Genomic DNA, 14,820 nt, shown 5'->3' with positions numbered 1-14,820 from the left:
TTGAGCGCCTTTTTTGTTCATTGCTGCTGGATCATGCGAAAGCAGCCAGCGAACCTTTCATCTTCTTCAATGCCACGGTTTCGATCTGACGGATGCGCTCGGCTGAAACGCCGAATTCACTTGCCAGTTCGTGCAAGGTGGCACCGGAACCATCGTCGTTCGCCAGCCAGCGTGCTTCCACAATGCGGCGTGAGCGTGGATCGAGTTTCCCCAGTGCACTCGACAAGCCTTCGGTTTGCAGGCGATCGTAGCGCTGCGATTCCAGAACCCTGGTTGGCTCCTGCAAATCGGACGATAGGTAGGCGATTGGTGCAAACTTGTCGTCTTCATCGTCGGTCGGCGCTTCCAGCGCGATATCCCGGCCGGACAAACGCGTTTCCATCTCGATGACTTCTTCGCGTTTGACGTTCAGGGTTTTCGCCAGTGCTTCGACTTGATCGGGCGTCATGGCATCCAGGCCTGTTTTGTGGCTGCGCAGATTGAAGAACAATTTGCGTTGCGCTTTCGTCGTCGCCACTTTCACCAGGCGCCAGTTTTTCAAAATGTATTCATGCATTTCAGCCTTGATCCAGTGCATCGAATACGACACCAGACGTACGCCTTGATCCGGATCGAAGCGTTTGACGGCTTTCATCAAGCCGATATTGCCTTCCTGAATCAAATCTGCGTGAGGCAAGCCATAACCCAAGTAACCACGCGCAATCGATACGACCAGACGCAAATGGGACAGGACGAGCTTTTGCGCTGCGGCCAGATCATTGTCGTCGCGCAGGCGTTTTGCCAATGATATTTCTTCTTCGTGTGTCAGCATAGGCAGACGATTGACTGCCGAGATGTAAGCGTCAATATTGCCCAGCGCGCCAGAAAATCCCAAGGACATTATGTTGCTTGGTGAAATCATTGCGGTTGATGCAGATGTGGCTTTCATGCGTTCTCCTTGCTTTTATCCAGAATCGAATTGCTTGCGTTCTAAATCGTTTACACCACCTATCTTAGCACTCTCCTGGAATGAGTGCTAATGAGGGTTTTATACCAAGATCATAGCCATACACTATTGCATTTTAAATAATAATTGTACTTGCTTCAGGGATTTAGAGCCTGATTCGTGCCTGAAGTTGCGTCCGGCAGCCAACTTTTCAGGTAAAGATTTGTGAATTTCTTGAGCCAGCTATGCGGCAGCGTAGAAAGAACCGTGCCGTTATTGATGATTTTTCAACGATTTTCCGCTAGTGCGTGCTTACATTAAATAAAAAATTCAATTCCGCAAGGCAACAAGCCAGTTGCCGTTCTTATGCAAGGCGAGCCAAATGGCGTTGTACCGATAGCAATGCTCCGAGCAGGCCGAGGAAAGCACTGGCAGCGAGCATGAGCAGCGTTGTACCGGTATTCAGCGGCATCAGCCGGAATTCGGATGCATAGAGGCGAGCGAAGTCGGCGATGGCGGTGTTGAGCGGGTTCAAGGCGACGGCGACGGCGAGCAGCGCGACCGCGCCTGCAATCAGTCCAAGTAATGCGCCGGTGTAATAAAAAGGCCGGCATATGAACGCATCGGTGGCACCGACCAGACGCGAGACTTCGATTTCTTCGCGTTGCGTCATGACTTGCAATCGTATCGTATTGAACACTACGGCAACCACGACCACGCCCAGAGTTGCACCGAGGAAGAGCAGAATCAGACGCATCACTTGCAATAATGCCGCCAGACGTTCAACCCAGGCGGAATCGATCTGTACATATTCGACCCCATTCAATGCCTGCAATTTTCCGGTAATGGTCTTTATTTTTCCGGCGTCACCGTCGTTCTGGAAACCGGTCATTTTGACGACATAAGCATCCGGCAGGGGGTTGCTCCCGAGAGTGGCGATGGCGTCTTCGAGGCCGGTTTTATCTTTCAGCGTATTCAGCGCTTTTTCGCGCGGGATGAATTCCAGTTTGACCGGATGTTTGGCTTCCTGTGCGATGCGCCTGATTTCCGGCGCGAGGGCCGTTGCGCGTTCGCGCGATGCATCCATTTGCATGAAGACGCTGATTTCCGGCTCCACCGCCAGTTGCTCTGAAACAGGCCGGACGTTTTCCAGCAGGGTCAGACCTGCAAACGGCAGGGCCAGCGCAATCGATACCACCAGCACGTTCAACAGGAAGTTGCCAGGCGTCTTGAACAGATGGCGAAATGCATCGCCCAGCGCGAAGCGATGCTGTCTGAACCAGCTATTCATGCCGGCACCTGTGGAGTGGTTCTGCGCCAGCTTTCGATGATCTTGCCATGATCGAGATAAATCACGCGGGTTGCCGTATCGAGGAATTGTTCGTCATGAGTGGAAATGAGGCAGGTCACGCCAACCGCGTGAAAGGCTTTCAGTGCATCGAGCACCTTGTTGGCACTTTCACGGTCCAGATTGGCGGTAGGTTCGTCGGCCAGGATGATTTGCGGGCGATTGACGATGGCGCGCGCTATCGATACCCGTTGCTGTTCGCCGCCGGATAGCGTTTGCGGTGCAGATGCGGCCTTGTCGAGCAGGCCGACCTTGTCCAGTGCTGCACGTGCGCGCCGTTCGGCATCGGAGCGCGCGGCGCCGCAGACGATCAGCGGCAGCATGACGTTTGCCAATACGCTGCGATCCGACAGCAGACGCTGCTGCTGGAAAATCAAGCCGAGATTGCGCCGTAAATAGGGCAGGCCGGAATTTTTGATGCGGCCAATATCATGGCCGCTGACAATGACCGTACCTGCGCTCGGTCTTTCTATCGCGGCAATCATTTTCAGCAGTGTGGATTTGCCGGCGCCGGAAGGGCCAGCCAGAAATACCAGTTCGCCCTTGTCGACCGATAGCGTAATGTCGGACAGTGCAGTGACGTTCTGTGCGTACTTTTTCGAAACCTGGCGAAATTCAATCATCGATATCGATTAACCCAATAGTGCTTCAACAAATTCCTGTGCATTGAACGGCTGCAGATCTTCGATCTGCTCGCCGACGCCGATGAAGTAGACCGGGATCGGCCGCGCGCGCGCGATTGCGGCCAGGACGCCGCCTTTCGCAGTGCCGTCGAGTTTGGTCACGACCAGCCCGGTCAGACCCAATGCGTCATCGAAAGCCTTGACTTGCGTGAGCGCATTTTGTCCCGTGTTGCCGTCTATGATCAACAAAATTTCATGCGGTGCGGACGACATGCCCTTGGCAATCACGCGTTTGATTTTCTTCAGTTCTTCCATCAAATGCAATTGCGTAGGCAGGCGCCCGGCGGTATCGACCATCACGACATTGGTGCCGCGTGCCTGCGCCGAATGGACGGCATCGAAGGCAACGGCGGCTGGATCGCCCGATTCCTGTGCAATCACCGTGACGTTATTGCGCTCTCCCCACACCGTCAGCTGCTCGCGTGCAGCGGCGCGGAAGGTGTCGCCGGCGGCCAGCAAAACAGATTGATGGTGCGCCTGCAAATGCTTGGCGAGCTTGCCTATGGTGGTGGTTTTGCCGGCGCCGTTGACGCCGGTGATCATCATCACCAGCGGCTGGTGCTGTCCAAGTACCAGCGGTTTTTGCAGAGGCGTCAGCATCTCAAGCAGCAGGCTGCGCAATGCGGTTTTGACCTGTGCAGCCTCGGTCAGTTTTTCATTTTTGACCTTGCGTTTCAATTCGTTGAGCAGGAATTGCGTGGCATCGACGCCGGCATCGGACATCAGCAGTGCCGATTCCAGCTCTTCGTACAGATCCTCGTCAATTTTTGCGCCGACGAACAAGGTCGTCAGATTGGATGATGTTTTGGAAAGTCCGACCTTCAGTCGCGCCATCCACGATTGCTTTTGCTCGGCTGGCGTGACGGCAGCAACGATTTCCGTTTGCGTCTCCTGCGGAGCAGAAACGACCGGTATTTCCGGTGCGGGAGCGGGCGTCGCAGGCGACGTCGCCAGAGGGGCAGGTTCTTGCGTTTTTTTCTTGAAGAAACTAAACATCGGGAATGGGGTCAGAACAGCGGTCACAGGCGCTTGCCGGTATGTTGCAGGCGAGCGGATACAATCGACGTATTCTATCAGAGCGAAGGTCATGAAATTGAGTATCAGAACAATGCTGATGGCAGCAGCCATAATTTTGGCCCCGACCTTCGCCGGCGCGGCGCAAACTGAGGAATTCACGCTGAAAAACGGCATGAAGATTATCGTCAACGAAGATCATCGCGCACCGACGGTGGCGCACATGATCTGGTATCGAACCGGCTCGGTGGATGAGCGCAACGGTACTACCGGAACGGCGCATGCACTGGAACACATGATGTTCAAGGGGACGAAAAAGCTGAAGCCGGGCGAATTCAGCAAGCGCGTCGCCCAGTTGGGCGGGCGTGAAAACGCATTTACCAGCAGGGATTACACCGCCTATTTCCAGCAAATCGAAAAATCGAAACTGGAAGCGGTGATGGCGCTGGAGGCCGATCGCATGGTCAATCTGCAATTCAACAAGGCGGAATTTGCCAAGGAAATTCGCGTCATCATGGAAGAGCGCCGTTTGCGTACCGACGATCAGCCGATTGCGATGGTGCAGGAAGCATTGGCGGCGACAGCCTATGCTGCGCATCCGTATCGCAATCCGGTCATCGGCTGGATGGACGATTTGCAGCACATGACCGTAGACGATGTGAAGGCCTGGCATGACGCCTGGTACGCGCCGAACAATGCGACGATGGTGGTCTCCGGCGATGTCAATGCCAGGCAGGTGCACGCGCTGGCCGAAAAATATTTCGGTCGCTATCCGCAGAAAACATTGACGCGTACACGGCCGCAGAATGAACCGCCGCAGTTGGGCATCAAACGGGTGACCGTCAAGGCGCCAGCAGAAAATCCCTACGTCGTGCTGGCCTTCAAGGTGCCGGCTCTGCGCGATATCGCCAGGGATGATGATGCGTTTGCACTGGATGTACTGTCAGCTGTGCTCGATGGTTACGACAATGCCAGACTGGCGGCAAAACTGGTGCGTACCGACCGCGTAGCGAATGAAGTGGGCGCTTCGTATTCGGGTATTGCGCGCGGCCCGGTCATGTTTTTTCTGGATGGCGTGCCTGCCGCCGGCACGACGACCGAGCAACTTGAAAAATATTTGCGCGCAGAGCTTACCCGTATTGCCACCGAAGGCGTATCCGAAACCGAATTGAAGCGCGTGAAAACGCAATTGATCGCCAGTCAGATTTACAAGCGCGATTCGGTGTTCGGGCAGGCAATGGAAATCGGTTCGATGGAAATGTCCGGCCTGTCGTACAAGGATATCGATCTGATTATTGAGCGCTTGCGCGCGGTGACGCCGCAGCAAGTGCAAGCCGTGGCGCAGAAGTATTTCGGCGACGATGCATTGACCGTCGCCACACTGCTGCCTTTGCCTGTTACCGACAAAAAACCGGCATCGCCGCCGGCCGGCCCTCTGCGTTGATGCTGCCGGCCCTGCTGTGCGCTGTTCTTGAATACAACCCGCGTTTTCGGAGTTCTCATGTTTAAATTGATAGTCGGCCTCACGCTGTGCGCCGCATGCAGTATTTCTCAGGCTGCATTGCAGATCCAGTCGTGGACCTTGAGTAATGGTGTGCGCGTCTTGTTTGTGGAAAATCACACGATCCCGATTCTCGATGTCAGTGTCGATTTCGATGCCGGTTCGCGCCGTGATCCGGTCGGAAAATCAGGTACTGCAGCGTTGACGAATGCGATGCTGGCACGCGGGCTGCGCGCGCACACGACACAAACCGAAAACGCAAGCGAAGCAGCCATGAGCGAGGCGCAGATTTCGGATGCGTTTGCCGATGTGGCGGCGCAACGCGGCGCCCGTCTCGATGACGATCGTTCCGGCATTACTTTGAGGACACTGGTGAGCGAGCGCGAGACGGCGCTTGCCTTGCTGGCGCGCCTGCTGGCGCAGCCGAGCTTTCCGCAAGAATTTCTGGCGCGCGACAAGGCGCGTACAGTTGCCGCTATCAAGGAAAGCCTGACGCAGCCGGAAGCCATCGCCGACAAAGCCTTTGCGCGTTTGCTGTATGGCGCTCATCCGTACGGTGCGCAGCCGACAGTGGAATCGATCACGGCCATTACACGCGATGACTTGCTGGCCTTTCACGCTGCGCATTACGTGGCCAATCGCGCCGTGGTGGCCTTGATAGGCGACATCACGCGTGCCGATGCGGACCGGATCGCACTGCAATTGACGCAGCGACTGCCGCAAGGTGCCGCACTGCCGGATCTGCCTGCGGTGCCGGCGGCACAGGGCAGGGAGGAGCGGATTCCGCATCAGGCGACGCAGGCGCATATTCTGCTCGGCATGCCGGCGCTGGCGCGGCATGATCCTGATCACTTTGCGCTGACAGTCGGCAATTATGTATTGGGCGGCGGCGGCTTTGCTTCGCGCCTGATGCAGCAAGTGCGCGAAAAACGCGGCTTGACCTATGGCATCAGCAGCTACTTCAATCCGATGGCGCAGGCCGGGCCGTTCCAGATCGGTTTGCAAACGAAAAAGGAGCAGGCCGGGGAAGCGCTCAAGGTAACGCGCGATACGCTGGCCGATTATTTGCGCGAGGGTCCAAGCGCAGCAGAATTGAAAGCGGCCAAGGATAATCTGACCGGCAGCTTTGCACTGCGTATCGATAGCAATCGCAAGATACTGGAAAATATTGCCGCCATCGGGTTTTACCAGTTGCCGCTGGATTATCTGGATACCTGGAACGCCAAGATTGCCGCCGTGACGGCAGCGCAAGTCAAGGCGGCATTCAATCGCAAGCTGCAACTCGATAAATTTTCCACAGTGATTGTCGGTGGCGGGCTATAGATTGCACGGTGTGCTGGCATGCGTGCTGCGTAGTCATTACAATCCACGCTGCGCACACTTTCCCGCGCATCACTCAATCGCAAGCTACTCATGTCAAAAAAGCCGAACACCAAGCCCGCAGCCAAGCGCACACCGCGTCCGAAGATGACGCATCAGGTGCGCATCATAGGAGGGCAGTGGAAGCGCACACCGCTGGTGGTGCTGGATGTAGAAGGCTTGCGACCGACGCCGGATCGCGTACGTGAAACGGTATTCAACTGGATCAACCATTTGATCGATGGCGGATGGAGCCGGATGAAATGTCTGGATCTGTTTGCAGGCACCGGTGTGCTGGGGTTTGAGGCAGCCAGTCGCGGCGCCGCGCAGGTCGTGATGGTGGAAATGCATACGCCGGCAGTGCGGCAACTGGAAGCAACGAAAGAAAAGTTGCAAGCCGGGCAGGTCAGCATTGTGCGTGGCGATGCCTTGTCGACAACGCAGGGCATGCAGGCGCGTGCGGCGACGGGCTTCAATCTTATTTTTCTCGATCCGCCGTATCACCAGAATTGGCTTGCCAAAATATTACCGGCCTGCGCACCTTTGCTGGCCGTCGATGGCTTGATTTATATCGAATCCGAAGTCTCTCTGGTGTCCGATACGCCGCCAGACTGGCTGCAGGGTTGGGAAGTTGTGCGGGCCGATAATGCCGGCTTGGTTTTTTACCATCTTCTGCAAGCGAAAAAACTACCTGAAGTTCAGGCATAATGCGTTTTCAGTTATTTGCGGTGCCCATAGTGTCATGCTGCGCTATGCAGGAACAGGAAGCAAAATACCAACCTTGCCTCATCCGGCGCATGCGCTGCGTGTTTTTTCCGCGAGCTGACACTTAGCCACCCTACGGAGCAAAAATGGTCACAGCCATCTATCCAGGAACATTCGATCCACTTACGCGCGGTCATGAAGATCTGGTGCGTCGTGCATCCGGCCTGTTCGATAAATTGATCGTCGGTGTTGCCGATAGCAAGAACAAAAAACCATTCTTTTCACTGGAAGAACGTCTGACGATTTCCAATGAAGTGCTGGGTCATTATCCCAATGTGCACGTCGAAAGTTTTTCCGGCTTGCTGAAGGATTTCGTACGCAGGCACGATGCGCGCGTGATTGTGCGCGGTTTGCGTGCGGTATCCGATTTCGAATACGAATTCCAGATGGCCGGCATGAACCGCTATTTGCTGCCGGACGTGGAAACGCTGTTCCTGACCCCCTCCGATCAGTATCAGTTCATCTCTGGTACGATAGTTCGTGAGATTGCCGCGCTGGGCGGCGATGTATCGAAGTTTGTTTTCCCTTCAGTCGACAAATGGCTGAAGGAAAAAATCGCTGCGCAAGAGCAGGGATAGACTGGAATTGAGATTGTCATGGCACTGCTGATCGCGGACACGTTGAACGGGATTTCACAAGGCACTGCCTTGTGCCGGTCATCGCAGCGAGCGTTTGCAAGCGCTCGCTGTATTCGTCCTGATGCCGCTTATTCGTTTGTTCAGAGAGATGCATCATGGCTCTGCTGATCACGGACGAATGTATCAATTGCGACGTATGCGAGCCGGAGTGTCCGAACGATGCGATTTACATGGGACAGGAAATCTACGAGATAGATCCGGCCAAATGTACCGAGTGCGTGGGTCATTTTGATGAGCCGCAATGCCAGCAGGTGTGTCCGGTCGAATGCATTCCATTCAATCCGGCATGGCGCGAAAGCAGGGAAGAGCTGCAAGCCAAATATGAAAGGCTGCAGGCAGAACTCAAAGCCGTGTCATGAATGTCGGTAGTAATAAACAAGGGATCAGTGATGGTCCTTTTTTTATTGCATGCGTATTTTGATTTTGCCTGGCAATTATTCTGCGCTGACGACCTTGTTTCTGCCGCCTTGCTTGGCCAGATATAAAGCCTGATCTGCCTTCGCCAAGAATTGTTGCGCCGCTGCCGCAGTGTCTTCCTTGCGGCTGATTGCCTTGAGAGTAGACACGCCGATTGAAACGGTAGCGTGCAGGTTTCCACCAGTCGTGAGTGCAATCGCTTGGTTGCAGATACTCGCGCGTATGCGCTCTGCAACGGCAACGGCTGCATCCAGCGAAGCATCGATCAGCAAGACAACAAATTCTTCGCCGCCGAAACGGCCCAACGCATCGCTCAGGCGCAATTCTGCCTTGATGCGCGCCGCGACTTCGCGCAACACTTCGTCGCCGCCCTGATGGCCGTAATTGTCATTTACCTTCTTGAAGAAATCCAGATCGATGTACATGGCGGACAAGGCATAGCCGTGCCGCTGCGTGCGTCCAACTTCTTCCAGCAGGCGCCGTTCGACGTAGCGGCGGTTGTTGACGCCGGTCAGCGGATCGGTCAGTCCTATATGTTGCAGGCGCTCGTTGTTGATGACGTTCTCAACGCAGATCGCAACGATGGATGCGCGGTGCTGCAGAAAATCGCTCGCCATGCCGGAAGTGAAGCGCGTTGCGTCCAGACTGCCCAGACTGAGCCAGCCTATCAATGCATTGCGTCGTATCAAGGGCAGTACGGCGACGCTGTTGGGCCTTAATACCGTGTCGGGGAACAACTGGCGATGTTGGGTGCTGTGGTACGTGCCCAGCGATGCCTTGCGTGCCGGATACGCCATTTCATTGATGCTCTCTTCAATGAAAATCAGATTGGGATAATCGCTGACGTCGATGCGCAAATCGGTCAGGATGCGGCGAATTTCGGCATCGGGATCGATTAGCGCTAGTGTGACGACATCGAGCTCGGATGCTTCGGTCAAGGTATCGAATACGCTATCGATCAATTCCTGGAACGTATTGGCGCCGATGAACTTCAGGTCGAATTCCTGATAGCGCTGCATGATCTGCTGATTGCGATGTGCCTGCTCCAGCAGCAATTTCAATTGACTGCGCAACTGCGAATTTTCGGTAGTTGGCGTATTCGTCATGGCATCAGGGTGGGCGGCGTAGGCAGCGAGTGCGGCAGTAAAAAGTGCGAAGTACTGCGAAGTGCTGAATATTACGCTGATGCTTTCTGCATGGCAATTTTTATGCCTGTCCAGACTAGCCTGGATTGTGCTGAGTGTGCAGAACGCTGAGCCGGCATGCACACGTAACAGCTGAGTCAGGCAGCTGAAAAATCCAGTTCCATATCCACATTCTGTCCTACGCGCACAACTTGTCCTGCGCCAGTGAGCAGGATGGTATTCATGCCGAAGGCGATGCCGTCGTCAATTTTTGGATCGACGCGATAAGTGCGCAGGATATCCAGTGGGTCGGGACCGATTTCGCCAGTAGCTTGATCGATGGATGGTATCGGGCAGCGTGGGCAGGGCTTGACCGGCTTCAAGCTTGCTTCGCCCAGCTTGTATTGCTTGGCAAAATCTTCTTCAAACGGAGCTATATCGCCGAATACCATGCTGGGGCGAAAGCGATTCATCGGCAATGCCGAACGTCCTTGCGCCACCAGTTTTTCATTCAAATCGGCCAGCGATCCGGTACCGATTATCAACATCGGGAAGCCGTCGGAAAACAGGGCCGGTACGTCGAGCCCATCTGTCCATTGCTTGCTCGCGCTTCGTTTGGCGTCAGGGTGAAAACGCACCAGCCGGCAGGTGACGCCCAGCGCATTGGAAAACCAGCGCGCGCTCGTATCGTCGCAATCGTAGGCTTCGACCTGATCGTCCCATACCTGAACGCGTATGCGTTTTTCATCATCGGGATCGGGCAGGCCCAGCGGAATTTCCAGGCGCAACATGCCGGGCGCGCGCAGTTCCAGTGTATCGATACGGATGCGCGGTACGATCAAGGCCATTTTCGGATATTCGCGTTGCGTCAGTGCGTCGCCGTTTTCATCCACCACCATCCACTCGCGATCATAGATATGTTCGCTCATCAAACCGGCCGGCGTGAGCGTTGCTTCGCGCAGCGAAATGCCGGCGCAGGATTTGATCGGGTACAGATTGAGTTCGGTCAGGATAGGCATGGCGTAATAGGATACGTAAATGTGCAACGCCGGTCAGGCGAGAATGAAAATCACCTGGCCGGGCAAACAATTCAAACGGAATCGGACCGGGTATTAAACGTTGAACAGGAAATTCAGCACGTCGCCATCCTTGACGATGTATTCCTTGCCCTCGGCGCGCATCTTGCCGGCTTCTTTCGCGCCTTGCTCGCCTTTGAACTTGATGAAATCTTCATACGCAATGGTTTGCGCGCGGATATAACCACGTTCGAAATCGGTATGGATCACGCCTGCCGCTTGCGGGCCGGTGGCGCCGACTGGAATCGTCCATGCGCGTACTTCCTTTACGCCGGCGGTGAAGTAGCTTTGCAAACCGAGCAATGAGAAACCGGCGCGGATCAAGCGATCCAGGCCTGGTTCATCCATGCCCATGTCGGCGAGGAATTCTTTTTTATCGGCGTCTTCCAGTTCGGCGATTTCGGATTCGATGGCAGCGCAGATGGCAACGACAGGTGCGTTTTGCGATTTGGCATACGCGGTCAATTGATCCAGCAACGGATTATTGGTGAAGCCGGTATCGGATACGTTGCCGACATACATCGCAGGTTTGGCAGTGATCAGGCACAGCGGCTTGATCAGTTCCATCTCTTCCTTGTCGAGGCCCATTGCGCGTACCGGTTTGGCTTCGTTCAGATGCGGCATGATGCGTTCCAGGATCTCGACCAGCTTGGTCGCGTCCTTGTCGCCGGAACGGGCTTTCTTGTTTTCGCGATGAATGGCTTTTTCGACGGTGCCCATATCGGCCAGCGCGAGTTCGGTCTGGATCACTTCGATATCGTCGAGCGGGTTGATCTTGCCGGCGACGTGGATCACATTGTCGTCTTCAAAGCAGCGCACCACGTTGACGATGGCGTCGGTTTCGCGGATGTGCGCGAGGAACTGGTTACCCAGACCTTCACCTTTGGAGGCACCAGCAACCAGACCGGCGATATCGACGAATTCAACCGTGGCCGGCAGGATGCGTTCAGGCTTGACGATTTCTGCCAGCGCCTGCAAACGCGGGTCCGGTACTTCGACCATGCCGACATTCGGCTCGATCGTGCAGAACGGATAGTTCTCAGCAGGGATGCCGGCTTTCGTGAGCGCATTGAAGAGGGTGGATTTGCCGACGTTAGGCAGGCCGACGATGCCGCATTTGAGACTCATGATGTTGTGCTTTGCTGAGAGATGAATTAACCCGCTATTTTACCGTAGCGAGAGGAGTCTGCCGCGTTTGGCGGACGACTACTTGAGGCTGTGTGCAATTGACCGGATTCCGAGGTGCGGATTTGCTGCCGATTTACGCTTTATTTTTCGACCGTGTGCAGCTTCATGGCCGCCGCATTGAAGTTGCCTTCACATAGCAGGGGAATGATCGAAAGACTTTTGGCAATCGCCTCATCGATCAGCGGTTGCTCTTCCTTGCGTGGTCGGTGCAGCACAAAATCGACGACTGCCTGATTCAGGTTCAATGTGCGCGGATGGCCTATGCCTATGCGCAGGCGCCAGTAATCCTGTGTGCCAAGCGCGGCGGTGATGTCTTTCAAGCCATTGTGGCCGCCGGATGAGCCGCCTTTTTTCAGTTTGGCGATGCCGGGCGGCAGGTCCAGTTCATCATGCGCAACCAGAATTTCGTCCGGCAGGATTTTGTAGAAACGCGCCAGTGTTCCCACCGATTGTCCGGAGCGATTCATGAAGGTTTGTGGTTCCAGCAACCAGACTTCCTGTCCGGCGATCGTGGTTTTCGCCGCGAGCGCACTGTATTTGGATTCGCGCGACAGGGTGCAGCGCGGCGTCGCGCGCGCAAGTTCATCGACCAGCCAGAAGCCGGCGTTATGGCGAGTTTGTTCGTATTCCTGGCCGGGATTGCCGAGGCCGACGATAAGGCGAATAGGCATGGCGTCGTGAAAATTGGAAAACCTGATTATCGGGGATGAAACCGTCTTGTGTTCAGTCCCATCATAAAAAAACCCGCCACGAAGGCGGGTTCTTCAATTGCAGGGCAAGCCTGCAATTGCGAGATTACTTCTTGTCAGCAGGCGCTGCAGGTGCGGCAGCAGCGGCAGGTGCAGCAGCTGCTTCTTCAACTTTACCGGCAGGAACCGCAGCAGTAGCGATCGTCGGGTTGTCTTCACCGCCGTGGATCACTGCAACAACGCCTTTTGGCAATTTGATGTCAGCCAGGTGAATCGAGTGACCGACTTCCAGCTTGGCCAGATCAACTTCAACGAATTCCGGCAGATTGCCTGGCAGGCAGGTGATATCCAGTTCGGTTGCGACGTGGCTGATGATGCCGGCCTGCAGTTTGACTGCTGGCGAGATCTCTGCATTGATGAAATGCAGTGGCACTTTAACGTGAATTTTTTGTTTGGCATCGACGCGTTGGAAATCAGCGTGCAGAACCAGTTGTTTGTATGCGTGGACTTGGAAGTCGCGCAACAAAACCTGTTCTACCTTGCCATCCACTTCCAGGTCGAGAATCGACGAGTGGAACGCTTCTTTTTTCAATGCATGGTACAGCGCGTTGTGGTCGAGCGAGATATTGACCGGTGCTGCGGTACCACCATAAACGATACCAGGGGTGAGGCCTGCAATGCGCTGGCGGCGGCTCGCTCCGGTCCCCAGATCATTACGTGCAAATGCGATTACTTTCATGATGAACTCCAAATATGCAGGATGAAAATCATCCTGCGGTTAAATCCCCCGCGACCAGGGGATTTGAAAAGTGGTGCAGCAAGCTGAAGCAAACTGCACCAGGTCGGATATCGACGAATCTCGTCGCATCCTTGTTCTGCGTTGTTTTTACGTGCTTATTCGGCAAACATCGACATGACGGAATCGCCGGTGCTGATGCGCTTGAAGGTTTCAGCCAGCAGGCTGGCGCAGGACAGCACGCGAATTTTCGGGCAGGCCTTGGCAGCATCGGTCAGCGGGATCGTATCGGTCACCACCAGTTCATCCAGCGGCGAGTTCGTGATGCGTTCGATCGCAGGGCCGGACAAGACCGGATGCGTACAGTAGGCGACGACTTTCTTCGCGCCGCGTTCCTTCAGTACTTCAGCAGCTTTCGTCAGCGTGCCGGCGGTATCGACCATGTCATCCATGATCACGCAGTTGCGACCTTCGACTTCGCCGATGATGTTCATCACTTCCGATACATTCGCTTTCGGGCGACGCTTGTCGATGATGGCCAGATCGCAGTTCAGGCGTTTTGCCAGCGCACGGGCGCGAACCACGCCGCCGACGTCAGGCGAAACAACCAGCAGATCGTCGTAACTCTTGGCAACCAGGTCGCTCAACAGAATCGGCGATGCATAAATGTTATCGACCGGAATATCGAAGAAGCCCTGGATTTGATCGGCGTGCAGATCCATGATCAACACGCGTTCAACGCCGGCTTCCTGCAGCATGTTGGCGACAACTTTTGCTGAAATCGCAACGCGTGCCGAACGCGGGCGGCGATCCTGGCGGGCATAACCGTAGTAGGGGATGGCGGCGGTAATGCGGCCGGCCGAAGCGCGTTTCAGTGCATCGACCATCAACATGATTTCCATCAGGTTGTCATTGGTCGGTGCGCAGGTTGATTGCAAAACGAATACGTCTTTACCACGAACGTTTTCGTTAATCTCAACAACGATCTCGCCGTCGGAGAATTTGGAAACGACAGCTTTACCAAGCGGAAGGCCAAGATGCTTGGCAACTCCCAAAGCCAGATCCGGATTTGCGTTGCCGGTAAAAACCATCAGGTTTTCGAGTGCCATGGAAATTCCCGCTACAAAGTTAAATGACAGTAAAAAGCTGGAAAGCCGCCAAAGCCTGACGGTGACGTCTTGCGTTGGCGGCTATTGTTTTTTTCTTGCTATAGATATGAATGGCAGGGGAAGAAGGACTCGAACCTTCGAATGCTGGAATCAAAATCCAGTGCCTTAACCAACTTGGCGATTCCCCTACGCAACCTTTGTGTCTTTCGCATTATCTTCGCTTGTTTAGCGGCGGATAGTGCGAACGA

The 14,820-nt window shown here is 55.0% G+C and carries 15 protein-coding genes and 1 tRNA gene; 5 read left to right on the top strand and 11 right to left on the bottom strand.

All coding sequences use genetic code 11. The annotated features are described in order from the left end of the window. Positions 1–31: 31 nt before the first annotated feature. From rpoH to ftsY, 4 genes are all read right to left on the bottom strand, one after another. Positions 32–928, bottom strand: coding sequence for an RNA polymerase sigma factor RpoH (gene rpoH, locus ACIQW9_RS09800; protein WP_402336024.1), 897 nt, complete (start codon positions 926–928; stop codon positions 32–34). 361 nt (positions 929–1,289) lie between these two features. Continuing rightward, positions 1,290–2,216 (bottom strand): permease-like cell division protein FtsX, encoded by a 927-nt coding sequence (ftsX, locus tag ACIQW9_RS09795; RefSeq protein WP_402336021.1) that lies wholly within the window; start codon positions 2,214–2,216, stop codon positions 1,290–1,292. Continuing rightward, positions 2,213–2,896 (bottom strand): cell division ATP-binding protein FtsE, encoded by a 684-nt coding sequence (locus ACIQW9_RS09790; RefSeq protein WP_402336019.1) that lies wholly within the window; start codon positions 2,894–2,896, stop codon positions 2,213–2,215. Before ACIQW9_RS09790 ends, ftsX begins: the two co-directional genes overlap by 4 nt. Positions 2,897–2,905: 9 nt before the next feature. Next, on the bottom strand, positions 2,906–3,952 hold the full coding sequence (ftsY, locus tag ACIQW9_RS09785; RefSeq protein WP_402337976.1) for a signal recognition particle-docking protein FtsY: 1,047 nt from the start codon (positions 3,950–3,952) through the stop codon (positions 2,906–2,908). A 91-nt stretch (positions 3,953–4,043) separates the two neighbouring features. On the opposite strand from ftsY, the gene ACIQW9_RS09780 reads away from it, so the two are divergent. From ACIQW9_RS09780 to ACIQW9_RS09760, 5 genes are all read left to right on the top strand, one after another. Next, positions 4,044–5,414, top strand: coding sequence for a M16 family metallopeptidase (locus tag ACIQW9_RS09780; RefSeq protein ID WP_402336016.1), 1,371 nt, complete (start codon positions 4,044–4,046; stop codon positions 5,412–5,414). Between the two features lie 57 nt (positions 5,415–5,471). Then, entirely contained in the window at positions 5,472–6,794 is a 1,323-nt protein-coding gene (locus ACIQW9_RS09775; protein ID WP_402336013.1) for a M16 family metallopeptidase, read from the top strand. A gap of 90 nt (positions 6,795–6,884) precedes the next feature. Continuing rightward, positions 6,885–7,538: a 16S rRNA (guanine(966)-N(2))-methyltransferase RsmD gene (gene rsmD, locus ACIQW9_RS09770; protein ID WP_402336010.1), complete on the top strand. Its 654-nt coding sequence runs from the start codon at positions 6,885–6,887 to the stop codon at positions 7,536–7,538. Between the two features lie 143 nt (positions 7,539–7,681). After that, entirely contained in the window at positions 7,682–8,173 is a 492-nt protein-coding gene (gene coaD, locus ACIQW9_RS09765; RefSeq protein WP_011872270.1) for a pantetheine-phosphate adenylyltransferase, read from the top strand. A 155-nt stretch (positions 8,174–8,328) separates the two neighbouring features. Then, positions 8,329–8,592, top strand: coding sequence for a YfhL family 4Fe-4S dicluster ferredoxin (locus ACIQW9_RS09760; protein WP_353154917.1), 264 nt, complete (start codon positions 8,329–8,331; stop codon positions 8,590–8,592). Between the two features lie 75 nt (positions 8,593–8,667). Here the strand turns inward: ACIQW9_RS09760 and ACIQW9_RS09755 are convergent, their stop codons facing one another. From ACIQW9_RS09755 to ACIQW9_RS09725, 7 genes are all read right to left on the bottom strand, one after another. Then, positions 8,668–9,756: a DUF484 family protein gene (locus ACIQW9_RS09755; protein ID WP_402336008.1), complete on the bottom strand. Its 1,089-nt coding sequence runs from the start codon at positions 9,754–9,756 to the stop codon at positions 8,668–8,670. 176 nt (positions 9,757–9,932) lie between these two features. Further along, entirely contained in the window at positions 9,933–10,793 is an 861-nt protein-coding gene (locus ACIQW9_RS09750) for an MOSC domain-containing protein (protein WP_402336005.1), read from the bottom strand. Between the two features lie 93 nt (positions 10,794–10,886). After that, on the bottom strand, positions 10,887–11,978 hold the full coding sequence (ychF, locus tag ACIQW9_RS09745) for a redox-regulated ATPase YchF (RefSeq protein WP_402336002.1): 1,092 nt from the start codon (positions 11,976–11,978) through the stop codon (positions 10,887–10,889). Between the two features lie 140 nt (positions 11,979–12,118). Beyond that, the gene (pth, locus tag ACIQW9_RS09740; RefSeq protein WP_402335999.1) at positions 12,119–12,709 is read right to left on the bottom strand and encodes an aminoacyl-tRNA hydrolase; all 591 of its coding nucleotides are present in this window, start codon (positions 12,707–12,709) and stop codon (positions 12,119–12,121) included. Positions 12,710–12,833: 124 nt separating this feature from the next. Continuing rightward, complete coding sequence (locus ACIQW9_RS09735; RefSeq protein WP_402335996.1) at positions 12,834–13,466, bottom strand: 50S ribosomal protein L25/general stress protein Ctc; 633 nt, start codon at positions 13,464–13,466, stop codon at positions 12,834–12,836. 155 nt (positions 13,467–13,621) lie between these two features. After that, on the bottom strand, positions 13,622–14,572 hold the full coding sequence (locus tag ACIQW9_RS09730; protein ID WP_402335993.1) for a ribose-phosphate pyrophosphokinase: 951 nt from the start codon (positions 14,570–14,572) through the stop codon (positions 13,622–13,624). Between the two features lie 111 nt (positions 14,573–14,683). Beyond that, positions 14,684–14,760: transfer RNA gene (locus ACIQW9_RS09725), tRNA-Gln, on the bottom strand. Positions 14,761–14,820 lie beyond the last annotated feature (60 nt).

The sequence above is a fragment of the Herminiimonas sp. NPDC097707 genome (assembly GCF_044761395.1).
Classification (GTDB): Bacteria; Pseudomonadota; Gammaproteobacteria; order Burkholderiales; family Burkholderiaceae_D; genus Oxalicibacterium.
This window is presented reverse-complemented; position numbering and strand designations above follow the sequence as displayed.

Excerpts from the sequence above, each read along its gene's own strand:
- rpoH (WP_402336024.1), bottom strand. The coding sequence starts at position 928 with ATGAAAGCCACATCTGCATCAACCGCAATGATTTCACCAAGCAACATA.
- ftsX (WP_402336021.1), bottom strand. The coding sequence starts at position 2,216 with ATGAATAGCTGGTTCAGACAGCATCGCTTCGCGCTGGGCGATGCATTT.
- ACIQW9_RS09790 (WP_402336019.1), bottom strand. The coding sequence starts at position 2,896 with ATGATTGAATTTCGCCAGGTTTCGAAAAAGTACGCACAGAACGTCACT.
- ftsY (WP_402337976.1), bottom strand. The coding sequence starts at position 3,952 with ATGTTTAGTTTCTTCAAGAAAAAAACGCAAGAACCTGCCCCTCTGGCG.
- ACIQW9_RS09780 (WP_402336016.1), top strand. The coding sequence starts at position 4,044 with ATGAAATTGAGTATCAGAACAATGCTGATGGCAGCAGCCATAATTTTG.
- ACIQW9_RS09775 (WP_402336013.1), top strand. The coding sequence starts at position 5,472 with ATGTTTAAATTGATAGTCGGCCTCACGCTGTGCGCCGCATGCAGTATT.
- rsmD (WP_402336010.1), top strand. The coding sequence starts at position 6,885 with ATGTCAAAAAAGCCGAACACCAAGCCCGCAGCCAAGCGCACACCGCGT.
- coaD (WP_011872270.1), top strand. The coding sequence starts at position 7,682 with ATGGTCACAGCCATCTATCCAGGAACATTCGATCCACTTACGCGCGGT.
- ACIQW9_RS09760 (WP_353154917.1), top strand. The coding sequence starts at position 8,329 with ATGGCTCTGCTGATCACGGACGAATGTATCAATTGCGACGTATGCGAG.
- ACIQW9_RS09755 (WP_402336008.1), bottom strand. The coding sequence starts at position 9,756 with ATGACGAATACGCCAACTACCGAAAATTCGCAGTTGCGCAGTCAATTG.
- ACIQW9_RS09750 (WP_402336005.1), bottom strand. The coding sequence starts at position 10,793 with ATGCCTATCCTGACCGAACTCAATCTGTACCCGATCAAATCCTGCGCC.
- ychF (WP_402336002.1), bottom strand. The coding sequence starts at position 11,978 with ATGAGTCTCAAATGCGGCATCGTCGGCCTGCCTAACGTCGGCAAATCC.
- pth (WP_402335999.1), bottom strand. The coding sequence starts at position 12,709 with ATGCCTATTCGCCTTATCGTCGGCCTCGGCAATCCCGGCCAGGAATAC.
- ACIQW9_RS09735 (WP_402335996.1), bottom strand. The coding sequence starts at position 13,466 with ATGAAAGTAATCGCATTTGCACGTAATGATCTGGGGACCGGAGCGAGC.
- ACIQW9_RS09730 (WP_402335993.1), bottom strand. The coding sequence starts at position 14,572 with ATGGCACTCGAAAACCTGATGGTTTTTACCGGCAACGCAAATCCGGAT.